Raw genomic sequence first — 21,798 nt, forward strand, 5'->3', positions numbered from 1 at the left:
ACTCCTTGCTCCTCGCACCCGCCGAGGCCCGCGCCGGACGTGACGGGGCTCACTGCTGGATCAGTGGCCTAGCCAATAGGTCAGTGAGCCGGTTGTCAATAGGATGCGCGCATGAGCGGCTCCTTCCCCCAGCGGCTGATGCGCACCCGGCTCTACGAGCAGGTGGCCGAGCAGATCACCCAGTGGATCGCCGACAACGGCCTCACCACGGGCGACCGCCTGCCCCCCGAGCGCGAGCTCGCCACGCGGCTGGGCGTCTCGCGGGCCACGCTCAGCCAGGCGCTGGTGGCGCTGGAGGTGATCGGCGTCGTCTCGGTGCGCCACGGCGACGGGACCGTCATCTCCGGCGACCCCGCGCCCGCCCGGCACGCCCGCATCGTCGACGCCATCCGCGCCCACGCCGACCGGCTGCCCGAGATCATCGAGACCCGTGACGCCCTCGAGACCAAGATCGCCGCCCTGGCCGCCCAGCGGCGCACCGACGACGACCTCGCCCGCATCGACGACGCCCTGGCCGCCATGGAGGCCGACATCGACGCCGGCGGCCGCGGGGTCGAGGGCGACGAGCGGTTCCACGGCGCCGTCACCGCCGCCGCCCACTCGCTGCTGCTGGCCCGGCTGATGGACGAGATCGGCGACCTGATCCGCGAGACCCGCATCGAGTCGCTCGGGCAGCCCGACCGGCCCCGCAACTCCCTGGCCGGCCACCGCGCCGTCGCCGAGGCCATCCGTGCCGGCGATCCCGCCGCGGCCGCCACCGCGATGCACGAGCACGTGACGATGGTCAGCGACGTCGCCCTGCTGCGCGAGCCCGGCGAGTCCGGCGAGCCCCGGGAGTGAGCCCGCTCGAGCAGCTGGCGGTCCTGGCCGCCGGCCTCGGCGCCGGGGTGCTCACCTCCACCGTGGGCGTCGCCTCGCTGCTCAGCTTCCCCGTGCTCCTCGCGGTGGGGCTGCCGCCGGTCGTGGCCAACGCGTCGAACACCGTCGGCATGCTGCCGGGTGCGCTCAGCGGCTCCTTCGGCTACCGCCGCGAGCTGCGCGAGCACCCGCGGATCACTGCTCTCGTTCTCCTGACGTGCGCCGTGGGCTCGGTGGCCGGGGCGGTGCTGCTGCTGGCCCTGCCCCCGGGTGTCTTCGAGGCGGTCGTGCCGTGGCTCGTGCTGGGCACGTGCCTGCTCGTGGGCGCTCAGCCGCGGATCACCGCGCGGCTCCGCGCGCGGCACGCCGCCCGCGGCCTCGAGCCCGTCGAGCGCACCACCATGTCGCCGGTCACCACGTTCTTCGCCACCCTGACCGGCCTCTACGGCGGCTACTTCGGTGCCGGCTCCGGCGTGATGATGGCGGCGGTGCTGGGCCTGGGCCTCGACATCGAGTTCCGCATCGTCAACGCGCTCAAGACGCTGGCCGTGATGGCGGCCAACCTGGTGGCCACCCTGATCTTCGTGCTGGTCGCCGACCTCGACTGGCGCGCCATCGCCCTGCTGGCGCTGGGGTCCGTGGCGGGCGGCTACCTGGGTGCGCTGGTGGGGCGGCGACTACCTGCCACGCTGCTGCGCGCGCTGATCGTCGTCGCCGGCCTGGTCGCGTTCGTCATCCTGGTCCAGTGAGCCACCCGGCAGCGCGGCCTGGCCCCGGGCGGCGGCGGAGTCGGGCACGGCCTCGTGGAAGCGCGCCATCACGGCGTCGCTCAGCCGCGGTGCGAGCAGCCCCAGGGCCTCGCCCGCGTAACCGACCAGCGGCCCCCAGGAGACGGGCCGGTCCTCCAGTGCCCGCAGCACGTGGCGCCCGGCCTGCTCGGCACTCATGCCGGTGCGGTCCTCGACCGACCCGGTGGGCACGACCATCGCGGTGCGCACCAGCCCGAAGCGCATGTTCGTGAAGGTCACGCCGTCGCTCCAGGTCTCCCGGGCCGCGATCCGCGACCACGTGTCCAGCGCGGACTTGGAGGCCAGGTACGCGCTGAACTTGGGCGCCTTGAGCTGCACGCCCCAGCTGACCACGTTGACCACGTGACCGGAGCCCTGGGCGCGCATCGCCGGCAGCAGGCCCAGGGTCAACCGCACGGGCGCGAAGTAGTTGATCGCCATCGTGCGCTCGACGTCGTGGAACCGGTCGTAGGAGAGGTCGAGCGAGCGACGGATCGAGCGACCGGCGTTGTTGACCAGGTGGTCGACGACGCCGTGCTCGGCGAGCACCTGCACCACGAGCGCGTCGACCGCCTCGAGGTCGGTGAGGTCGCAGGGATAGGCGTGGGCGGAGCCCCCGCTCGCTGCGATGAGGCCCCGCACGCGCTCGAGGTCCTCGGCACGCCGGGCGACGAGCAGGACCCGCGCCCCGGACGCGGCGGCCGCCACCGCCGTCGCCTCGCCGATGCCGGAGGAGGCGCCGGTGACCAGCACGGTGCGCCCGGCCACGGGGCTCGGGAGCGGGTGCCCGACCACGCGCGCCGCCAGGCCGGCCGCCCGGCGGGCATGCGCGAGAGGTGTCTGGAGCAGGAGGCTGATCTGGCTCACGTGGACTCCCAGCGGAACAGGCGCGCCGCCACCAGGGTGACGACGACGGCGAAGCCGGCCAGGATCCCCAGCGCCGGCAGGGCGGCGGCCGGGCCCTCGCCCCGCACCATGACGTCGAGCATGCCCTCGTTGAGGTGCTTGAGCGGCAGCACCTCCGAGAGGGTGCGCAGCCAGGCCGGGGCGGCGTCCAGCGGGAAGAACGAGCCGGACAGGAACGCCATCGGCAGCACGATGAAGTTGGCGGTGTTGACCGCCCCCTCGACGGTGGTCGCGACCGCCCCGGCGAACAGGCCGATCGACATGAAGCACAGCGTGCCCACCACCACGAGTGGCACGGCCATCCACCAGGCACCGTTGAGCTGCAGGCCGAAGGCCCCGGCCGCGAGGCCGACGAACACGGCCAGCTGCACGAAGGCGATCGCCATCGCGACCAGGATCCGCGCACCGACGACCGTGCGGGTGCTGACGGGGGCCAGCTGCAGGCGCCGCAGCAGCTTGGACTGGCGCCAGCCCTGCAGCGTGGCCGCCGCCCCGAAGGCGGCGCTCATCGCGACCGCCCAGCCCAGCAGGCCCGGCGTCACGAACTGGATGGTGTCGAGCGAGTCGTCCTCGACCCGCTCGGTCGCGAGCGCGAAGGGCGGCGGCTCACCGGCCGCTGCCGCCAGCCGGCTCACGTTGGCGCCCTGCACGAAGGAGGCCAGCGCGCTCTGGGTGATGCCGGCCTTGACCTGGTCGGTCTGGGTGTAGTGCGCCACCAGCGTCTCGCCGCTCATCTCGACGGCGACGTCGGCGTCGCCGCGGCGCACCTGCGCGATCGCGTCGGCCAGGTCGTCGTCACGGGTGACCTCGAAGGTGTCCTCGAACGCGGCCCGGGCGTCCTCGGGCAGGTCGTCGATCAGCGACACCTCGCCGACCTGCACCATCTCGACCTGCGACTGCCCCTGGCTGCCCAGCAGGCCACCGAAGAGCACCAGGAACATCAGGGGGAAGACCAGCGCGAAGAACACCGAGGCCTTGTCGCGCCAGAAGCCACGGGCGATCGCCACGGCCATCGCCAGGAACGGGGAGCGGGTCATGCCCGGTACTCCCGCCCCGTGAGCTCGAGGAAGACGTCCTCGAGGGTGCCGGTCTGCACGCGCACGCCGTCGAGGCGATCGCGCTCGGCCAGGTGACCGATGACGGCGCCCGGCTGGCGCGTGGTGAGCACGACGCCGTCGTGCTCGACCTCGACGCGCTCGACTCCCGGCAGGGCCGCGGCGTCCTGCGGCGTCAGCACGCCGGGGGCCACGGTGATGCGCGCGGGGGCGTCGAGCCCGCGCACCAGGGCGGCCGGCGTCCCCACCTGCAGCAGGCGACCGGCGTCCATGATGGCGACGCGGTCGCAGAGCACCTCGGCCTCGTCCATGTAGTGCGTGGTGAGCACGACCGTGCGGCCGGAGTCGTTGAGGCCGGAGAGCAGGTCCCACAGGTTGCGCCGCGCCTGCGGGTCGAGGGCGGCGGTGGGCTCGTCGAGGAAGACCACCTCGGGGTCGTGCACCAGCGCGCAGGCGATGGAGAGCCGCTGGGCCTGGCCGCCGGAGAGGTCCTCGACGCGGGTGTCGGCCTTCTCGACCAGGCCGACGCGCTCGAGCCACTCCCCCACCCGCGCCGCGGGCACCCGGTAGAGGGAGGCGAAGGTGGCCAGCTGCTCGCGGGCGGTGAGCCGCTCGAAGAACGAGGAGGCTTGCAGCTGCACCCCGATGCGGGGAAGCAGGCGGGCGTTGCGCGGCCAGACCGGCTCGCCCAGCACCTGCACCGAGCCGGCGTCGGGGCGGCGCAGCCCCTCGATCATCTCCAGCAGGGTGGTCTTGCCGGCGCCGTTGGGGCCCAGCACGCCCACGAACTCACCCTCGGCCACCTCGAGGCTCACGCCGTCGACGGCCTGCAGGGAGCCGTAGGTCTTGGCGAGGTCGCGCACCTCGATCGCGGGCATGCGGTCGACCCTAGTCCCGCTCTAGGCGAGCACGGGGAAGGGGCGCACCCGCTCGAGCTGGGCGGCCAGCGAGACCAGCGTCGTCTCGGCATCGGGCCGCCCCACCAGCTGCACCGCGGTGGGCAGACCGTCCTCGGCGACACCGCACGGCACCGAGGCGGCCGGGTTGCCGGCCACGTTCCACAGCGCCGCGTAGGCGATGGCCGGCAGCGAGCGCAGCGAGGCGGCCACGGTGCCGCGCCCGTCGAGCACACCCACCCGCGGCGGACGGTGCGCCGTGGCCGGCGTCATCAGCACGTCGACGTCGTCGAACACCCGGTTGGCCTTGCGCTCGACCTGCTCGCCGGCCCGGATGGCGGCCTCGACGACGCGCGGGGTCACCCAGGAGCCGAGCCGGTAGGTCTCGCGGGTGCGGCGCTCGAGCCGCTCGTAGTGCTCCACGGCCTGCGCCTCGGTGCGGATGCCGGCGAAGAACTGGGGCACGAACGCTGCGGTGGGGTCGGGGTAGCGGGGGTCGACCTCGCGCACGTCGTGGCCCAGGTGCGCCAGCGCCCGCGCGGTCTCGTGCAGCACCTGCACGTGCAGCGGGTCGGGGCGCACGCCCTTCGCGACGGGCCGCGCCGACCAGCCGATGCGCAGCCGCCCCGGGTCGAGGCCGGCTGCGTCGGCGAACGAGCCGGTGGGCCCGGCGTGCCAGCGGTCCACCGGCAGCGAGCCGCGGATGACGTCGTAGACCCGCGCGCTGTCGAGCACCGTGCGGCTGAGCGGACCCACCGTGCCCAGCGCCCACCACAGGTGCTCGTGCGGCGCGGTGGTCACGCGGCCCCGCTGCGGCTTGAGCCCGAACAGCCCGCAGAACGCGGCCGGGATGCGGATCGAGCCGCCGCCGTCGCCGCCCATGGCCACCGGCACGACGCCGGCGGCCACCGCCGCCGCGGTTCCCCCGCTGGAGCCGCCCGGCGACCGGGTGCGGTCCCAGGGGTTGCGGGTCAGCCCGCGCGAGGCGGACTCGGTGTAGGGGAAGGCGCCGAACTCCGGCATCGTCGTCTTGCCCACGACCACGGCTCCGGCGGCGCGCAGCCGGCGCACCACCTCGGCGTCGGCGGCGGCCGGCGTGGTGTTGGCCTCGCCGCCGAACGTCGTCACGCAGCCGGCGACGTCGAGCTCCTCCTTGATCGCCATCGGCACCCCGTGGAGCGGTCCGCGCTCGGCCTCCGGCAGCGCGTCCAGCGCTGCGGCCTCGGCCCGCGCCCGCTCGGCCAGCACCACCGAGAAGGCGTTCAGCCCCGGGTCGTGCTGCGCGAGGCGCGCGAGCGCCCGCTCCACCTGCTGGGTCGCCGTCTCCATCCCTGGAGCCTAGTGTCGCGCGCGGCCTCGGGTACGCGCCCGCCCTCAGGAGAGCAGCCCGCGCACCACCCGCAGCCCCACCGACACCCGGGCCAGATCGGCGCTCTCGTCGGCACAGATCTGGTGCAGCGTGTCGGCGGCGCGACCCACCAGGTCGCTGTCGGCCTCCTCCCACAGCGCGATGCGCGCCGGGGCCGGCTGGTCGGCGTCGGTGGTGCGCAGCACCTGCGTGGTGAGGTCGGCGTGCACGCTGTGCAGGTCATCGCGCATCGAGGCGCGCGCCATGGTCTGCCACTGGTCGTCGCGAGGCAGCGCCAGGATGCGCTGCACCAGGGTCGGCAGCCCGAGCCGCTCCCCGAGGGCGAAGTGCACCCGGGCCACCGCGTCGACCTCCAGCTGCTGGGCCGCGGCGATCTCGACGACGTTGAGCAGCATGTAGGCCGGCGGCAGCACCCCCACCTCGACGGCGAGCTCCTCGGCGACGCCGTCGCGCACCAGCCGGTCGCGGCGCTCCTCGAACGCGGCCAGCTCGCGGCCGACCATCAGCTCGGGCAGGCGTCCCATCGCCGCCTGCACCGGCTCGGCGAAGAACTCCACCGTCCCGGCGCTGTCGAGCGGAGGACGCCGGTTGGTCACCAGCCAGCGCGATCCGCGCTCCACCAGTGTCCGCATCTCCACCCGCATGCGCGTCTGCACCGCGGCGTCGAGCCGGTTGTCGAGCTCGGCCAGACGGCGACGCAGCGGGAGCGAGCCGAAGATCTCGCGTGCCACGAAGTTGGCGCGGGTCAGCTCGGCCGCAGACGCCCCGGTCTCGGCCGCCAGCCGCGGCCAGTAGGTCATGCCGGCGCCGTTGACCAGGTCGTTGACCACCTGGGTCACGATGATCTCGCGCCGCAGCGGATGATCCTCGGCCTGCTGGGCGAAGCCCTCGCGGATCTGTCGGGGGAAGTACTCGCGCAGGTCGCGGTCCAGGTAGGGATCGTCGGGCAGGTCGGAGGCCAGCAGCTCCTCGGCCAGCACGATCTTGGTGAACGACATCAGCGTCGCGGCCTCGGGCGGCGTCAGCGCCTCGCCCCGGTCGAGGCGACGGCGCACCTCCCGCGAGGTGGGGAGCCCCTCCAGCGCGCGGTTGAGCACGCCGTCGGCCTCCAGCTTCTTCATCCAGGTCTCGTGCACGTGCAGCAGCGTGCGCCGGTTCTGCCCGGCGTTGGCGAGCGCGAGGTTCTGCTCGTAGTTGTCGGCCAGCACCAGCTCGGCCACCTCGTCGGTCATCTCGGCCAGCAGCTGGTTGCGCTGCTTGCCGGTGAGGTCGCCGGCCGCGACCACCCGGTCCAGCAGGATCTTGATGTTGACCTCGTGGTCGGAGGTGTCGACGCCGGCGGAGTTGTCGATGAAGTCGGTGTTGATCCGGCCCCCGGCACGACCCGAGGAGGTGAGCGGCCCGCCGCGCTGGGTGTACTCGATGCGACCCAGCTGGGTGAGTCCGAGGTTGCCGCCCTCGCCCACGCAGCGCGCGCGCAGCTGGCGCCCGTCCACGCGGATCGCGTCGTTGGCCTTGTCCCCCACCTCGGCGTGCGTCTCCGCCGCCGACTTCACGTAGGTGCCGATGCCGCCGTTCCAGAGCAGGTCCACGGGGGCGCACAGGATCGCGCGCATCAGCTCGGCCGGCGTCATCCGCTGCACGGGCCCGTCGGGCCCGTCCTCGATGCCGAGCGCCTCGCGCACCTGCGGGGTGATCGGGATCGACTTCGCCGAGCGCGGGTGCACCCCGCCGCCCTCGGAGATGAGCGCGCGGTCGTAGTCCTGCCAGCTCGAGCGCGGCAGCTCGAAGAGCCGTCGCCGCTCGGCGACGGCGACCGCCGTGTCGGGGTCGGGGTCCAGGAAGATGTCGCGGTGGTCGAAGGCGGCCACCAGCCGCGTGTGCTCCGAGCACAGCAGCCCGTTGCCGAAGACGTCGCCGGACATGTCGCCGATGCCGACGCACGTGTGGTCCTCACGCTGACAGTCCACGCCCATCTCGCGGAAGTGCCGCTGCACCGAGACCCATGCTCCGCGGGCGGTGATGCCCATCGCCTTGTGGTCGTAGCCCACCGAGCCGCCCGAGGCGAACGCGTCGCCCAGCCAGAACCCGTAGTCGGCCGCCACCCCGTTGGCGATGTCGCTGAACGTGGCGGTGCCCTTGTCGGCCGCCACCACGAGGTAGGAGTCGTCACCGTCGTGGCGGACGACGTCGCGCGGCGGCACCGTCCGGCCCTCGACGAGGTTGTCGGTCACGTCGAGCAGTCCCGAGATGAAGGTGCGGTAGCAGGCCACACCCTCGGCCAGCCAGGCGTCGCGGTCGACCGTCGGGTCGGGCAGGTCCTTGGCGAAGAAGCCGCCCTTGGCACCGACCGGGACGATCACGGTGTTCTTGACCATCTGGGCCTTGACCAGCCCCAGCACCTCGGTGCGGAAGTCGTCGCGCCGGTCGCTCCACCGCAGGCCGCCGCGGGCCACGGAGCCGAAGCGCAGGTGCACACCCTCCACGCGCGGGCTGTAGACGAAGATCTCGAAGCGCGGCCGGGGCTCGGGCAGGTCGGGGATCGCCGAGGGCTCGAGCTTGAGCGCGACGTAGCGGCGCGGCCCGCCGCCCTCCTCGTCCGGGGCGGGCTGGAAGTAGTTGGTGCGCAGGGTGGCCAGCACGTGGGTCAGGTAGGAGCGCAGGATCCGGTCGTGGTCGAGGCTGGCGACGTCGTCGAGCGCGGCGGTGATGCGCCGCTCGACCTCGGCCTGCGCCTCGGCCCGCCGGGCGGTGCCCTGCTCGTCGTCACCGGACGCAGCCGGGTCGAAGCGGGTCTCGAAGAGCCGCACGAGCAGGCCGGTGATGTCGACGTTGCCGCGCAGCGCGTCCTCGATGTAGTCCAGCGCGAACGGCGACCCGCCCTGGCGCATGTACTTGGCGTAGGCGCGCAGCAGGGTCGCCTGGCGCCAGGTGAGCCCGGCGGTGAGCACCAGGGAGTTGAAGCCGTCGATCTCGGTGTAGCCGTCCCACACCGCGCGCAACGCCTGCTGGAAGAGCTCGCGCGCATCCTCGCGCAGGGCGCCGCCGTAGCGCAGGCCGAACTCGTACACGTGCGAGGGCCGGGGCAGGCCGGTGAGCGTGTACGGGCGCTCGTCGACCACCTCGACGCCCATGGAGGTGAGCATCGGCAGGATCTCCGAGAGCGAGAGCGGTGCTCCCACCCGGTAGACCTTCAGGCGCGCCTCGCCCTCGGCGGCGTCGAGCGGCTGGTACAGCGAGTGGTCGATCCCGTCGTCACCCTCGATCGCCTCGAGACGACCCAGGTCGACCGAGGCAGTGCGGCCGGAGAAGTCCTCCTTGTACCCCTCGGGGAACGACTCGGCGTACCGACGCCCGAGGACCGCACCGGTCTGCTCCCCGTACTGGGCGACCACGGCGGCCGTGAAGTCGTCGCGCCACGTGCGGGAGGCCTCGGTCAGCCGGCGCTCGAGGTCGGCGGTGTCGACCTCGGGGAGCGACTCCCCCTTGCGCATCCGCACCACGAAGTGCACGCGCGCCGTGGTCGACTCGTTGATGCGCACGGTGAACTCGACCGAGTCGGCGTCGAGCCGTTCGGTGAGGATGCGCGAGAAGCGCTCCCGCACGCTGGTGTTGTAGCGGTCGCGGGGCAGGTAGACCAGCACCGAGAGGTAGCGGCCGTAGGTGTCGCGCCGGATGAACATCTTGACCGCGCGCCGCTCGCGCGCCTGCATGGCCGCCGCCGCCATCGGCGCCAGCTCCTCCACCGGGGTGTGGAACAGCTCGTCGCGCGGGTAGGTCTCCAGGGTGTCCATCAGGGACTTGCCGGCGTGGCTGCGCAGGTCGAAGCCGCTGCGCGCCAGCACCGCCGCGGTCTTCTCGCGCACCAGCGGGATGCGCAGCAGCGACTCGGTGTAGGCGGCGCTCGAGAAGAGCCCCAGGAAGCGCCGCTCCCCGGTCACCTCGCCGTCGGGACCGAAGGTCTTGACGCCCACGTAGTCGAGGTAGGCGGGGCGGTGCACCGTGGCGCGGGAGTTGGCCTTGGCGAGCACCAGCAGCGTGCGCTCGCGCGCCTTGGCCCGCACCGGTTCGGGCAGCCGCCCGAAGTCCTCGGTCATCTCCTGGTCGGCGCGCAGGATGCCGAGGCCGGTGCCGGGCACGCCGCGCAGGTGGTCCTCGCCGTCGATCTGCGCGAGGCGGTACTCGCGGTAGCCCAGGAACGTGAAGTGCTCGTCGGCCAGCCAGTCCAGCAGCTCGGCCGCCTGCCGCACCTCCTCGGGCTCCAGGGGTGGCGGGTCGGAGCGCAGCTCGGCGACGATGCCGCGCACGCGCTCCTGCATCTTGTCCCAGTCCTCGACCGACTCGCGGACGTCGCGCAGCACCCGCTGCAGGTCCTCGACGACGGCCTCGGGGTCGTCGTCGTCGTGCAGGCGGTCGATCTCGACGTGCATCCAGGACTCGCGCACGGCGTCGCCGGCCGGGGCGCTGGCGCCGTCGGCCACAGGCAGCACCTGCTCCATCTCCCCGGTGATCGAGCGGCGGACGTCGAGCTGGGGGTGCACCACCAGGTGCACGTCACGCTTCTGGCGCGCGAGCTCCATGGTCAGCGAGTCCACCAGGAACGGCATGTCGTCGACGACGACCTCGACCACCGTGTGACCGCCCGCCGACCAGCCGTGCTCGCCCAGGGTGGGCGTCAGCACCCGCACGTTCGCGGTGCCCTGGGGCCGGTGGGCCGCGAGGCGGTGGTGCGAGGCGAGCGCGCCCCACACGTCCTCCTCCGAGCGCTCGGCCAGGTCCTCGGGGGCGACGTGACGGTAGTAGGCCCGCAGGAGGTCCTCGACCTCGGCGTGCGGCGGCCCGCCGCTGCCGGTCCCGTGCCGCGCCGCCTCGGCCGCGCGGGTGATGAGCTCGTCCAGGTCCTGATCCTGCGTCGTCATTGACACACGCCGACACTAGGTCTCCCCCGGCAGCACCCACAACCTGCCGCGCTACGGGCCGGTAGCCCGTCACCGGGCCGTTCCCGGAGCCCACCCCCGGGGGTATCCCCAGCGGCCGCCTGGTCCCGAATGACCATCCCGACATGGTCATTTCTGACTACTCGCGCGTAGCCCGTGCGGATCCGGCTCGTTGGGCACCACATCGCCCCGGGCACCGCGCAGAGACGGTGGCCCCCCACCCGACACCGGGCGAGCCGAGCAGGAAGAGCCACGCCGTGCGCCTGACGCCCCACCGCCCCTCCCGCACCCCGCACCCACTGCACCGGCAGGGGGCGCGACGCCGCGCCCTGGCCGCCGGCGCCGCCACCGTGCTGGCCCTCGGCCTGACCGGTGCCGGCTCCGCCGCCGCGACCGCCGACGAGCCGGCCACCGCGGCTCAGGCCTCCGGTCTGGCGCGTGTCTCGCCGTTCCTCGCCGACCAGCTGCAGAGCCTCACGGGCCGCGCCACGGTGATGGTGCACGGCACCGACCTCGCCGCCGCGCGCGCCGCCGTCGCCGACGCCGGGCTCGCGACCCGCACCGAGTTCGAGCAGATCGGCGTGGTGGTCGCCCGGGGCACCGCCGACCAGGTGCAGGCCGTGCGCGCCGCGGACGGCGTCACCTACGTGGAGGCCGGCGAGGCGCCCATCGCGCTGGCCACCGAGACCTCCCACCAGGCCACACGCGGCCTGGCGGCCGAGCGCACCCTCACCGGCGCCGACGGCACCGCCCTCACCGGGCGCGGCGTCAGCGTCGCCGTCATCGACTCCGGTGTCGACCCCACGCACCCCTCGTTCCGCGAGCCCGGGGGCGGCAGCGCCGTGGTGGCCAACCTCAAGACGATCTGCGACCCCTTCGAGATCATCTGCGAGGTCACGAAGGTGCCGACCTTCCTCGACACCGACACGCTGTCGGTCGGCGGCCACGGCACCCACGTGAGCGGCATCGCCGTGGGACGCCGCGTCACCCTCTCCGACGGCGAGCAGGTGCAGGGCGCCGCCCGCGACGCCAAGCTGGTCTCGGTCTCCACCGGCGCCGCGCTGCTCATCGTCGGCGCCGACGCCGCCCTCAACTGGGTCCTCGAGAACCACGAGGCACCGTGCGGCCCGGGCGTCCCCGCCGCCACCTGCCCCCCGATCAAGGTCACCAACAACTCCTACGGCCCCACCGGCGGCGGTGAGTTCGACCCCGAGAGCGCCACGGTCAAGCTCCAGCGCGCGCTGGCCGCCGAGGGCGTCGTCACCGTCTGGGCCGCGGGCAACGACGGCGGCGACGGCTCCACCTCGCTGACCAACCCGCCCAGCCAGGACCCCACCGGCGGCATCCTCGGCGTCGCCTCCTACGACGACCTCGGCACCGGCACGCGGGACGGCAACGTCTCGGAGTTCAGCTCGCGCGGCCAGGTGGGCCGTCCCAGCACCTACCCCGACATCTCGGCTCCCGGCTCGGACATCACCTCCTCGTGCCGCCCCTACCTGCCGATCTGCTCCACCGGCCTGGACTTCCGCAACGGCCCCGGCCCGCTGGCCATCGGCACGTTCAACACCATCAGCGGCACCTCGATGGCGGCGCCCCACGTGGCCGGCATCGTGGCCCAGCTCTACCAGGCCGACCCCGGGGCCACGCCTGCGGAGATCGAGGCGGCGCTGACCTCCAGCGCGCACAAGTTCACCGACGGGCTGCCCTACGCCGGCGGCACGAGCGCCGACAAGGGCCACGGCCTGGTCGACGTCGTCGCGGCCGTCGCGGCGCTCACCGGCAGCTGACCGGCAGCCGATCCGACCCGACCCGGGGGCTGCGCGCGCGACTCGCACTCACAGCTGCGAGCGCAGCTCCCACAGCAACGGGTAGTACTGCAGCGGCAGCCGGCTGCGCAGGTAGCCGGCGCCGCTGCTCCCGCCCGTGCCCGACTTGACGCCGATCATCCGCTCCACCATCACCACGTGCCGGGCCCGCCACGAGGCGGCGAGCTCGTCGTGCTGCAGCAGCGCCTCCGCCAGCGCCCACACCCCGGCGTGGGTGGAGCGGTCGTGGGCCACCTGTCGCAACGAGGCGGCGACCTGACCGTCGTCGGACGACGGGAGGCCGGCGTCGGCCAGCACCTGCACGAAGGCGTCCCACAGCGAGGGCTCCTCGAGCCGCCGGTCCAGCCGCACCCGCTCCTCGGCGGTGAGCCCGCGGAAGCGCTCCACGTAGGCGGGGTCCTTGGCGCCGGAGAGGAACTCCAGCTCGCGGAACTGCACCGACTGGAACCCGCTGGCCGGCGCCAGCCGCTGCCGGAACTCCAGGAAGTCCTGCGGCGTCATCGTCTCCAGCACGTCGACCTGCTGGACGAGCACCCGCTCGATCACGTGCACCCGCTGCAGCAGGTGCTGGGCCCACCACAGACGCCCCGCGGTCATCGCGTCGCGAGCGGCGACCACCTCGTGGAGCAGCTGCTGGAACCAGAGCTCGTAGACCTGGTGGATGGTGATGAACAACAGCTCGTCGTGGGCCGGCGGGTCCGACTCCAGGTGCTGGGCGTCCAGCAGCTGGGGCAGTCGCAGGTAGCTGCCGTAGGTCAGCTGCGCTCCCTGCTCGCCGAAGGAGACGAACGATTCCGGCGCCTGCTGCGCACCCCGATCCGGACTCACGTGGCGCATTCGACCACGAGCGGCCGCAGATGAACCATGATGGGCGCCGATGACTCCCTGCTCCCTCACCCTCCGCGCGGGCGCCGCCGTCGCGGTGACCTCGCTGCTGCTCGGCGCCTGCGGGGGCGGCGGCGACGACACCGCCACCCCCGCACCCGCCGAGGTCCCGACGTCGCTCACCGGGTTGGCTGCCGACTCCGCGGCCACCCAGGCGCTCAACGACGCCCTCACCGGCCTGCGCGTGGGCAACACCGGCACCTTCGACGCCGTCTACACCTACGCCGACCAGCGCTTCGACTACACCGGTGTCTACCGGCTCTCTCCGGCCGAGCAGCGCCTCACCTTCACCGCAGACCTCGGCGAGGCCGGCGACGGCGAGCCCGTGGAGTCCGAGACGGTCAGCGACGCCGGGGAGTTCTTCGTGCGCCTGCCCGCCGACGGCGACATCTCCTCGCGCTGCTGGGTCACCGGCGAGCCCGCCCGGGTCACCGAGACCGTGGGGCTGGAGTTCAATCCCGGCTTCGAGAAGCTGCCCGGCGTCGTCGTGCTCGCCTCCACCGCCGTCGGCATCGCCGAGGACCCCCAGGTCCGCGACGGTCTGCTGGGCAGCGTCGACCTCACCACCGCCACCGCCCTGATCAGCCCGCGACTGCCCACCCTGCTGGGACTCACCGGCCAGGAGCGGGTGCTCGCGCGCCTCACCCTCGACGACGGCGTCCTGCGCGACCTGCGCGTCGAGGGGCCGGCCCTGCTGGCCGCCCTGCAGGAGGCCGGGGTCCAGGCCGACCCCGCCGAGCTCGAGCGGGTCTTCGCCGCCGAGGCGCCCATCGAGATCACCTTCGACAACCCGGGCAGCAAGGTCGTCATCGAGACGCCCGCCCCGACCGACGTCGTCGACCTCGACGCCGCGGACGCCGCCGAGCAGCTGTCGGCCTGCACGCCATGATGGGCGCCATGACGACGCCGGCGACGACCCCGTGAAGACCTTCGGCACCGAGCACACCTACCCCGCGACGCCCGAGCAGGTGCGCGCCATGCTGGCCGACCCCGCCTTCCGCGAGCGCGTCGCGCACGCCCAGGGCGTCGTCGGCGTCGAGGTGCAGGTGGACCCGCCCGACGCCGCGGGGTCCCCGGCCGTGCCGTTCACCCTGGTGTGCCGCACCGAGCAGGACACCTCCGGCCTGCCCGCGATCGCCCGGAAGTTCGTGGGCGCCACCACCACCTCGGTCGTCACCGAGACCTGGCACTCCCCCGAGGCGGCCACCGTGACCATCGAGGCGCCTGGCCAGCCGATCAGCTCCAGCGGCACGGTCACCCTCACCCCCGAGGGCACCGGCACGACCCACACCGTGGAGGTGAAGGTCACGGTGAAGATCCCCGTGGTCGGCGGCAAGCTGGAGGCCCTGGTCGTGGACGCCCTCGCGGCCGGGTACCGCATCGAGCACGAGACCGGCACCGCCTGGCTGGAAGGAACCCGATGAGCAAGCGCCTGACCCACGAGATGGTCTACGACGCCCCCGTGGAGGCCGTCACGGCCATGTTGGCCGACCCCGCCTTCCGCGAGGAGGTCTGCCGCTACCAGGGGGTGCTGCGCCAGGAGATCAGCGTGGAGCGCGTGGGTGAGACCCTGCACGTGACCATCGACCAGTGGCAGTCCACGGCCGGCGTGCCCTCCTTCGCCAAGAAGATCGTCGGCGAGGAGACCAACATCGTGCAGAAGGAGATCTGGACGACGCCCGTGCTCGGCGACATCACCGTCGAGATCCCCGGCAAGCCCGGTGACATGACCGGCACCGCGCGGGTCGAGGAGAAGGGCGGGCGCACCGTCGAGACCGTCGACCTCACCATCAAGGTCGGCATCCCGCTGGTCGGCGGCAAGATCGAGGGGCTCATCTCCGACCTGCTGCTCAAGGCCCTCAAGGCCGAGAACAAGGTCGGGCGCGACTACCTGGCCCGCTGATCCGGGGCCGGCTCGGCCGGCTCGGCGTCCGGCAGCCCGGCCGCGTCCTGGCGGCGCCTGATCCAGACCACGACGCCTAGCAGCACGAACGGCCCGAAGGCGAGCACCAGGGTCAGCCCGGTCTCGAACGGGTGCAGCGCGCCCAGGTGCTGGACGACGACCAGCAGCGGCGCGAGCAGGGGATCCACAGCCCCCAGGCTACGCCCGTGACCCACCCCGCACGCACACGGTCAGGTCATGGGCACCGGCTCCACAACATCCACACAACACGGTCTCCGGGCGCGGCTACTCGGCGCCCATGTGCGGGTAGCGGTGGTCGGTCGGCGCCACGAAGGTCTCCTTGATCGAGCGCGGCGAGGTCCAGCGCAGCAGGTTCAGCGGCGCGCCGGCCTTGTCGTTGGTGCCCGAGGCACGGGCCCCGCCGAAGGGCTGCTGGCCGACGACGGCGCCGGTGGGCTTGTCGTTGACGTAGAAGTTGCCCGCGGCGAACCGCAGGGCCTCCTGCGCCCAGGTGATGGCGGCGCGGTCGCGCGCGATGATCGCGCCGGTGAGCGCGTAGGGGGCGATCGACTCCATCTGGAGGGCGACCCGCTCGAAGCGGTCGTCGTCGTAGACGTGCACGGCGAGGATCGGCCCGAAGTACTCGGTGGAGAACATCTGGTCGGCCGGGTCGGTGGACTCCACCAGCGTGGGGCGCACGAACCAGCCCACGGAGTCGTCGGTCTGGCCGCCGGCGAGCACGGTCAGGTTCTTGTTGCGCTTGGCGCGGGTGATGGCCGAGCGGTGCTTGGCGAAGGCCCGCTCGTCGATGACGGCGCCCATGAAGTGGGAGAGGTCGGTGACGTCACCCATCGAGAGGTTCTCGATGTCCGCGACCAGCTGGTCCTTGATCTTTGTCCACACCGAGCGGGGCACGTAGGCACGCGAGGCGGCGGAGCACTTCTGGCCCTGGAACTCGAAGGCACCGCGCACCATGGCGACGCGCAGCACGTCGGGGTCGGCCGAGGGGTGGGCCAGGATGAAGTCCTTGCCACCGGTCTCGCCCACCACGCGCGGGTAGGAGCGGTAGGAGGCGATGTTCTCGCCGACGGTGCGCCACAGGTGCTGGAAGGTCGGTGTCGACCCGGTGAAGTGGATGCCGGCCAGGTCGGGGTGGGCCAGCGCCACGCGCGAGACCTCGACGCCGTCGCCGGGCAGCATGTTGATGACGCCCGGCGGCATGCCGGCCTCCTCCAGCAGCTCCATGGTGAGGGAGGCTGCGAGCTGCTGGGTGGGCGAGGGCTTCCAGATCACCGTGTTGCCCATCAGCGCCGGGGCGGTGGGCAGGTTGCCGGCGATGGCGGTGAAGTTGAACGGGGTGATCGCGTAGACGAAGCCCTCGAGCGGACGGTGGTCGGTGCGGTTCCACACGCCGGGGCTGTTGGCCGGCGGCTGCTCCTCGAGGATCTGGCGCGCGTAGTGCACGTTGAAGCGCCAGAAGTCGATGAGCTCGCAGGCGGCGTCGATCTCGGCCTGGAAGGCGGTCTTCGACTGGCCGAGCATGGTGGCGGCGTTGATGCGCTGGCGCCAGGGACCGGCGAGCAGGTCGGCGGCCTTGAGGATCACCGCCGCTCGCTCGTCGAAGGGCATCCGGCGCCAGTCGGCGGCGGCCTCCCCGGCCGCCTTGACCGCGGCCTGGGCGTCGCGCACCGTGGCGGACTTGAACGTGCCCAGCACGTGCTGGTGGTCGTGGGGCTGCACGACCTTCACCTCGGGCCCACCCCCGTTGCGGTGCCGGCCGTTGATGACGGCGCGCAGCGTGTGCTGGCGACGCTCGAGCTGGTCGATCTGCGCCACGAGCTCGGCCCGTTCGGGGCTGCCGGGGGCGTAGGTCAGGTTCGGCTCGTTGGTGGGAGCCGGCGGGTGGGTGATGGCGTCCATGCCGAGACCCTAACCAGCCGACGGCGCCGCGCCCACCCGGCGCGGGCGACGGTCAGCGCTCGCCGAGCAGGTCGGGGATCTCCTGGGCCGCGAACCAGGCCAGGTCGTCGTCGGGGTCGGCGTCGTCGGCCAGGTCGGCGTGCACCGCCTGCAGCTGCTCAAGGGCCACCGTGCCGTCGGGGTCGGTCACCTCGGCCACGACGACGACGCGTCGGCCGGCGCCCTGCAGCAGCGCGTGCGAGGCCTCGGCCGCCGCCGTCAGCGCCGCGTACTCCGACTCCTCGTCCTCACCGGGCGCCACGTAGCGCTCGGTGCTCTCGGGCAGGTAGCCCTGGTCCACGAAGCGCGCCAGGTCCTCCAGCGTGGTGGGCAGGTACACGCGCGTCATCGTCGGACCGTGCTCATCGCGAGGTGCTGCCGGTGGTCGAGCCGGAGTCGTCGCCGTCGGCGGGTGCGGGGGTGCCGGGACGCGTGGGTCGCGACGCCTTGCCCGTGCGCGAGGGCTTGCGCCGCCCGCGGGGCGCACGCTGGCGACCGCCGGAGGCCTCGGTGAGCTCGGTCAGCGCCTCGGTGATGCAGGTGCCCAGCAGGTCGGCGTCGGGCAGGCGGTCGCGGTCGGCGGTGATGCCGTAGAACACCGACCCGTCGTAGGAGGTGACGCCGATCGCCAGCGGGTGGCCGGGCAGCAGCGGCGGTACGGGGTAGCTGCCCACCATCCGCGCCCCGGCCGCGTAGAGCGGCGACTGGGGTCCGGGGACGTTGGTGACGCTGAGCTGGAAGCCGCGGCGCAGCTCCTCGAAGGCCACCCGCGAGCCCATGGCGTGGAAGGTCGTCGGCGCGAACCCGGCGATGCCGGCGAGCCGGTTGGCGGCCACGGCGCGGCCACCCTCCTTGTGCGCGGTGAAGCTGTAGGAGACCTGGTGCAGCCGCACCAGGGGGCTCGGCTCGCCGACCGGCAGGTCAACGTAGTGCGGCGCGATCATGCTGCCGAGCGAGGTGGCCTCGAGCTCCTCGTCGATCACCGAGACCGGCACCACGGCGCGGATCTTGCGCAGCCCGCCCAGCGACTCGGTGCGGGTCATCAGCCATGCCCGCAGCGCACCGGTGATGGTGGCCAGGATGACGTCGTTGACCGTGCCTCCGTGGGCCTTGCGCACCGCGCGGTGGTCGGCCAGGGAGGTGTCGACGGTGATCACGCGACGCTGCTGGGAGAGGGCGCCGCTGATCGGGGTGGGCCGCTCGGGACGGCGTCGGGCCAGGGTGGCTGCGACGGCGCGCGCGCGACGCGTCGAGGCGTCGGCCGTGCGCAGCACCGCGCTGGTGGTGCTCTGCAGCGAGTCCAGCAGCACCGCGGGCTCCGTGAGCGTCTCGCGCACCGCCCCCGCCACCAGCCCGGCCGGGCTCGGCGTGCGCCGTGGCGCCCACTCGTCGGGCTCGAGCTGCTTGGGCTCGGCGGAGTGGTCGAGCAGCAGCTGGCCGATGTCGACGGTCTGGACGCCGTCGACCAGAGCCTGGTGGGACTTGGAGAGCAGCGCCAACCGACCCCCGGCCAGCCCCTCGACGAGGTACATCTCCCACAGGGGGCGGCCGCGGTCCAGCGGGCGCGACACGATCCGCGCCACCAGCTCGCGCAGCTGCTCGGAGGTGCCGGGGCGCGGGAGCGCCGAGCGCCGCACGTGGAAGTGGAGGTCGAACTTGTCGTCGTCGACCCACACCGGGTTGGCCAGGTGGCCGGGCACGGTGCGCAGCCGCTGCCGGTAGCGCGGCACGAAGGAGATGCGGTCGCGGATGAGCTCGATCAGGCGGTCGTAGTCGAAACCCGAGTCCCCCGGCTCGAAGATCTCCACCGTGCAGTTGTGGCACGGCGAGGTGGGCGTCTCGGCCACCAGGAAGGCGAGGTCCCGCGTGCGCAGCCGCTCGCTCATCCGGTGCTCCTCCTCGTTCTCGCGTGGCTGGCCGTCGGACGCCCGTGACCGGGCCCTCCGCGGCTCCCCCATGGGCCACGTGGGGGTGATTGTGGCAGACAGCGTCCGGCACCGCCGGGCCAGTCCGGCCCGGTGCGGTTCAGCCGTCGAGGGCGTCGACCAGCGGGACGACGGCGCGACTCAGCGCCGACTCCCCCGACTCCACCAGCAGCCGCCCCGCGACCAGCGCGCGGTCGGCCGCCGTGCGGTCCTCGGGCAGGAAGTGCAGCCCGGCCGGTCGCACGAACCCGCTGACGAGCCCGGCCACCTCCGCCTCGGACCAGCCGAGCGTGGCCCGCATGCGGTTGACCACCACGTGGACGGCCAGGTCGGGACGCAGCTCGGCGAGGGTCACCAGCCCGCGGGCCAGGCGCGAGAGGCCCACCGGGTCGGCGGTCCCCACCACCACGACCTCGTCGGCCACCTCCAGCGCGGCGCGCGTCATCTGGTCCCGGCCCGGCCGCAGCCCGGCGTCGGGAGCCTCCTCCTCGAGCCCGAACCCGGTGTCGACCACCACCTGCGCCCACGTGGCCGCCACCTCCAGCAGGTGCTCGGTGACGCCGGGCCGCACCTCCACGTACCTGTCGGGGCGCGGCAGCCCGGTGATCACCGAGAGGCAGTCGTCGACGCCGCGCTGCACCGTCAGGAACCGCTCCTCGAGCGTGCCGGCGGTGCTCAGCCGTGCCGCGGCGAGCACGCCGGAGACCTCGTCCATGATGCCGAGGTGCTGGGCGACGGCACCGCCGTAGGGGTCGGCGTCGACCAGGATCGTGCGTCGGCGACGCCGGGCCAGCTCGCCGGCCAGGGCAGCGGCCACGGTGGTGCGACCCGGGGCGCCCCCGGGGCCCCAGACGGCCAGCACCCGCCCACCGCCGGGCGCCGGCGGCACCGGGGGCAGTGCCTGGTCCAGCGCCCGCGTGGCGACGTCGTCGCCCGGCGGCGCCGAGGGCGGCACCGGGGTGGGGTCGGCGAGCACCAGCTCGGGCAGGTCGCCGAGCCGGTCGTCGGCCACGATCCCGTGCACGCCGACGCGCGAGGCCCGGTCGCGGCCGGCCTCGGCCAGACCCGCGGGCACCACCGCCACCGGCCGGACGCCGTGGCGGCGCAGCAGGTCCACCGCGGCGGCGTCCAGGCCCGGCGAGTCGAGGCCCAGCACCGCCACGTGCGCCTGCCCGGCCGAGGCGGTGGCGAGCAGGTCGTCGACGTCGACGCAGCGCTTGAGCACCACGATCCCCGGGTGCTCACCCAGCACGCGCAGCGCCGTGGACTCCCACGCGGCGCCCGAGGCCACCACCAGCACCACGATCATCGCGCCGACCCGCTCATCCGACCTGCACCACGGCCACCACCGGCGCGACCACGCGACCGCGCGCCTCGAACCAGGCGCGGGCCTGCTCCTCGGTGACCGCGACGTCGAGGGTGCGGTTGCCGGTGCCCGAGAACGCCTCGCCCGGGCCGGGCGCCTCGAGCACTCCGACCTCGGCCAGGACGGGCTCCCCCGGATCGGCGGCGGCGTCCTGGCCGCCCTCCGCCGGCTCCCCCGACTCGTCGAGCAGGTACACGTCCACGACCGCGCCCGCACCGACCGCGGCGGGCACCTGCTCCTCGGGCACCGCGATGCGCAGCACCGCCCGGTCGGACTCCTCCGCGCTGCCGATCGCCGCGCGCGGCAGCAGCTCACCGGCCCCCACCCCGCGCGTCAGCACCAGCTCCGCGGGCAGTGTCTCCTCCACGGGCACGTAGCGCGCCAGGTCGGCGTCGTCGGCGAACCGCACCCGTCGCGACTGGAGGTCACCGGCCTCCAGCTGCGTGCCGGCGGCGGCGTCCTGCCCCACCACCCAGACCGCGACCGTGTCGTCGGCCGAGGCCAGCACGCGCGACCCCGCCACGACCGAGGCGGCCACGATCGCCACCCCGAGCCACAGGCGCGGGTCGCGCCAGCCCGGCCGGGCCGCGCGCGTGGCCGGCGGCGGGGCCGCCCGGGCGCCCGGGGGCGAGCCCGCTGGCGAACCTGGTGGCGGCGAGGTGGCGGTGCTGGGCGCGCTGCGTGAGGCGCCCGGGATCCCGAGATCTCTGGACACCCCGCCATGATGCCCATCCGAGCGCCCGCTGGCACCCCGTCATCCACAGGCTGACGGCTCAGTGGTCACGTCCGTCACGGGAGGTGACTGGTGTCTCGCTGGTCGTTGTCCCGAACGGCGCTCGTTGGGTGAGTCAGCGGGTTTCCACCCGTCGGTGCGCCGCTGGGTGCCCGATCCGTGAGTCAGCGGGTCTCGACCCGTCGGCGCGCCGCTGGGTGCCCGATCCGTGAGTCAGCGGGTTTCGACCCGCCGGCGCCGCTGGGTGCCCGATCCGTGAGTCAGCGGGACGGTCCTATAGATGTCAAGGGGTCATGAGGTCGGTCCGTAAGGCTCGGTAGACGGCGCGGGCGAGGTGTCGTTTGAGGCACCGGATGATCTCGGGATTGGAGAGTCCTTCGGCGCGTCGGCGC

At 73.7% G+C, this 21,798-nt stretch carries 18 protein-coding genes; 6 read left to right on the forward strand and 12 right to left on the reverse strand.

Going from position 1 to position 21,798, the window contains the following annotated elements; translation table 11 throughout:
• The first annotated feature begins 111 nt into the window (after positions 1-111).
• Together ABD948_RS19590 and ABD948_RS19595 are read left to right on the forward strand one after the other, a co-directional pair.
• On the forward strand, positions 112-840 hold the full coding sequence (locus ABD948_RS19590) for a FadR/GntR family transcriptional regulator (RefSeq protein ID WP_345270231.1): 729 nt from the start codon (positions 112-114) through the stop codon (positions 838-840).
• Positions 837-1,607: a sulfite exporter TauE/SafE family protein gene (locus tag ABD948_RS19595; protein ID WP_345270235.1), complete on the forward strand. Its 771-nt coding sequence runs from the start codon at positions 837-839 to the stop codon at positions 1,605-1,607. The genes ABD948_RS19590 and ABD948_RS19595 overlap by 4 nt, the downstream gene beginning before the upstream one ends.
• On the opposite strand, the gene ABD948_RS19600 is transcribed toward ABD948_RS19595, so the two are convergent.
• Genes ABD948_RS19600 through ABD948_RS19620 form a run of 5 tightly spaced genes read right to left on the reverse strand, consistent with a single transcriptional unit; the run spans position 1,536 to position 10,791 of the window.
• On the reverse strand, positions 1,536-2,513 hold the full coding sequence (locus tag ABD948_RS19600) for an SDR family NAD(P)-dependent oxidoreductase (protein WP_345270245.1): 978 nt from the start codon (positions 2,511-2,513) through the stop codon (positions 1,536-1,538). The genes ABD948_RS19595 and ABD948_RS19600 overlap by 72 nt on opposite strands.
• A complete protein-coding gene (locus tag ABD948_RS19605; RefSeq protein WP_345270261.1) occupies positions 2,510-3,589 on the reverse strand; it encodes an ABC transporter permease in 1,080 nt (359 codons plus the stop codon). The genes ABD948_RS19600 and ABD948_RS19605 overlap by 4 nt, the downstream gene beginning before the upstream one ends.
• Complete coding sequence (locus ABD948_RS19610; RefSeq protein ID WP_345270270.1) at positions 3,586-4,485, reverse strand: ABC transporter ATP-binding protein; 900 nt, start codon at positions 4,483-4,485, stop codon at positions 3,586-3,588. The genes ABD948_RS19605 and ABD948_RS19610 overlap by 4 nt, the downstream gene beginning before the upstream one ends.
• A gap of 21 nt (positions 4,486-4,506) precedes the next feature.
• Positions 4,507-5,832 carry an amidase gene (locus tag ABD948_RS19615; RefSeq protein ID WP_345270277.1) on the reverse strand — a complete coding sequence of 442 codons (1,326 nt, stop codon included), beginning with the start codon at positions 5,830-5,832 and terminating at the stop codon, positions 4,507-4,509.
• A gap of 45 nt (positions 5,833-5,877) precedes the next feature.
• The gene (locus ABD948_RS19620) at positions 5,878-10,791 is read right to left on the reverse strand and encodes an NAD-glutamate dehydrogenase (protein WP_345270282.1); all 4,914 of its coding nucleotides are present in this window, start codon (positions 10,789-10,791) and stop codon (positions 5,878-5,880) included.
• Positions 10,792-11,066: 275 nt separating this feature from the next.
• Between ABD948_RS19620 and ABD948_RS19625 the strand changes: the two genes are divergently transcribed.
• Positions 11,067-12,596 (forward strand): S8 family peptidase, encoded by a 1,530-nt coding sequence (locus ABD948_RS19625; protein ID WP_345270287.1) that lies wholly within the window; start codon positions 11,067-11,069, stop codon positions 12,594-12,596.
• A 48-nt stretch (positions 12,597-12,644) separates the two neighbouring features.
• Here the strand turns inward: ABD948_RS19625 and ABD948_RS19630 are convergent, their stop codons facing one another.
• A complete protein-coding gene (locus ABD948_RS19630) occupies positions 12,645-13,463 on the reverse strand; it encodes a tryptophan 2,3-dioxygenase family protein (RefSeq protein WP_345270295.1) in 819 nt (272 codons plus the stop codon).
• 49 nt (positions 13,464-13,512) lie between these two features.
• Between ABD948_RS19630 and ABD948_RS19635 the strand changes: the two genes are divergently transcribed.
• From ABD948_RS19635 to ABD948_RS19645, 3 genes are read left to right on the forward strand one after another with little or no spacing between them, the layout of a single operon-like run.
• Positions 13,513-14,409, forward strand: a complete 897-nt coding sequence (locus tag ABD948_RS19635) for a hypothetical protein (protein ID WP_345270300.1) — start codon at positions 13,513-13,515, stop codon at positions 14,407-14,409.
• Positions 14,410-14,440: 31 nt separating this feature from the next.
• Positions 14,441-14,944, forward strand: a complete 504-nt coding sequence (locus ABD948_RS19640; RefSeq protein ID WP_345270305.1) for a DUF2505 domain-containing protein — start codon at positions 14,441-14,443, stop codon at positions 14,942-14,944.
• Entirely contained in the window at positions 14,941-15,423 is a 483-nt protein-coding gene (locus tag ABD948_RS19645) for a DUF2505 domain-containing protein (RefSeq protein WP_345270310.1), read from the forward strand. Before ABD948_RS19640 ends, ABD948_RS19645 begins: the two co-directional genes overlap by 4 nt.
• Here ABD948_RS19645 and ABD948_RS19650 read toward each other — a convergent pair.
• From ABD948_RS19650 to ABD948_RS19675, 6 genes are all read right to left on the reverse strand, one after another.
• Positions 15,408-15,611, reverse strand: a complete 204-nt coding sequence (locus ABD948_RS19650; RefSeq protein WP_345270315.1) for a hypothetical protein — start codon at positions 15,609-15,611, stop codon at positions 15,408-15,410. The genes ABD948_RS19645 and ABD948_RS19650 overlap by 16 nt on opposite strands.
• Positions 15,612-15,708: 97 nt before the next feature.
• Positions 15,709-17,343 (reverse strand): L-glutamate gamma-semialdehyde dehydrogenase, encoded by a 1,635-nt coding sequence (pruA, locus tag ABD948_RS19655; protein ID WP_345270321.1) that lies wholly within the window; start codon positions 17,341-17,343, stop codon positions 15,709-15,711.
• Positions 17,344-17,395: 52 nt separating this feature from the next.
• Complete coding sequence (locus ABD948_RS19660) at positions 17,396-17,731, reverse strand: DUF6912 family protein (RefSeq protein WP_345270327.1); 336 nt, start codon at positions 17,729-17,731, stop codon at positions 17,396-17,398.
• Between the two features lie 13 nt (positions 17,732-17,744).
• On the reverse strand, positions 17,745-19,268 hold the full coding sequence (locus tag ABD948_RS19665) for a WS/DGAT/MGAT family O-acyltransferase (protein ID WP_345270334.1): 1,524 nt from the start codon (positions 19,266-19,268) through the stop codon (positions 17,745-17,747).
• A 139-nt stretch (positions 19,269-19,407) separates the two neighbouring features.
• Positions 19,408-20,616 (reverse strand): CpaE/TadZ family protein, encoded by a 1,209-nt coding sequence (locus ABD948_RS19670; RefSeq protein WP_345270340.1) that lies wholly within the window; start codon positions 20,614-20,616, stop codon positions 19,408-19,410.
• Between the two features lie 13 nt (positions 20,617-20,629).
• Entirely contained in the window at positions 20,630-21,388 is a 759-nt protein-coding gene (locus tag ABD948_RS19675) for a hypothetical protein (protein WP_345270344.1), read from the reverse strand.
• Between the last annotated feature and the right edge of the window lie 410 nt (positions 21,389-21,798).

The sequence above is a fragment of the Nocardioides nanhaiensis genome (assembly GCF_039542785.1).
GTDB classification, from domain to species: domain Bacteria; phylum Actinomycetota; class Actinomycetes; order Propionibacteriales; family Nocardioidaceae; genus Nocardioides; species Nocardioides nanhaiensis.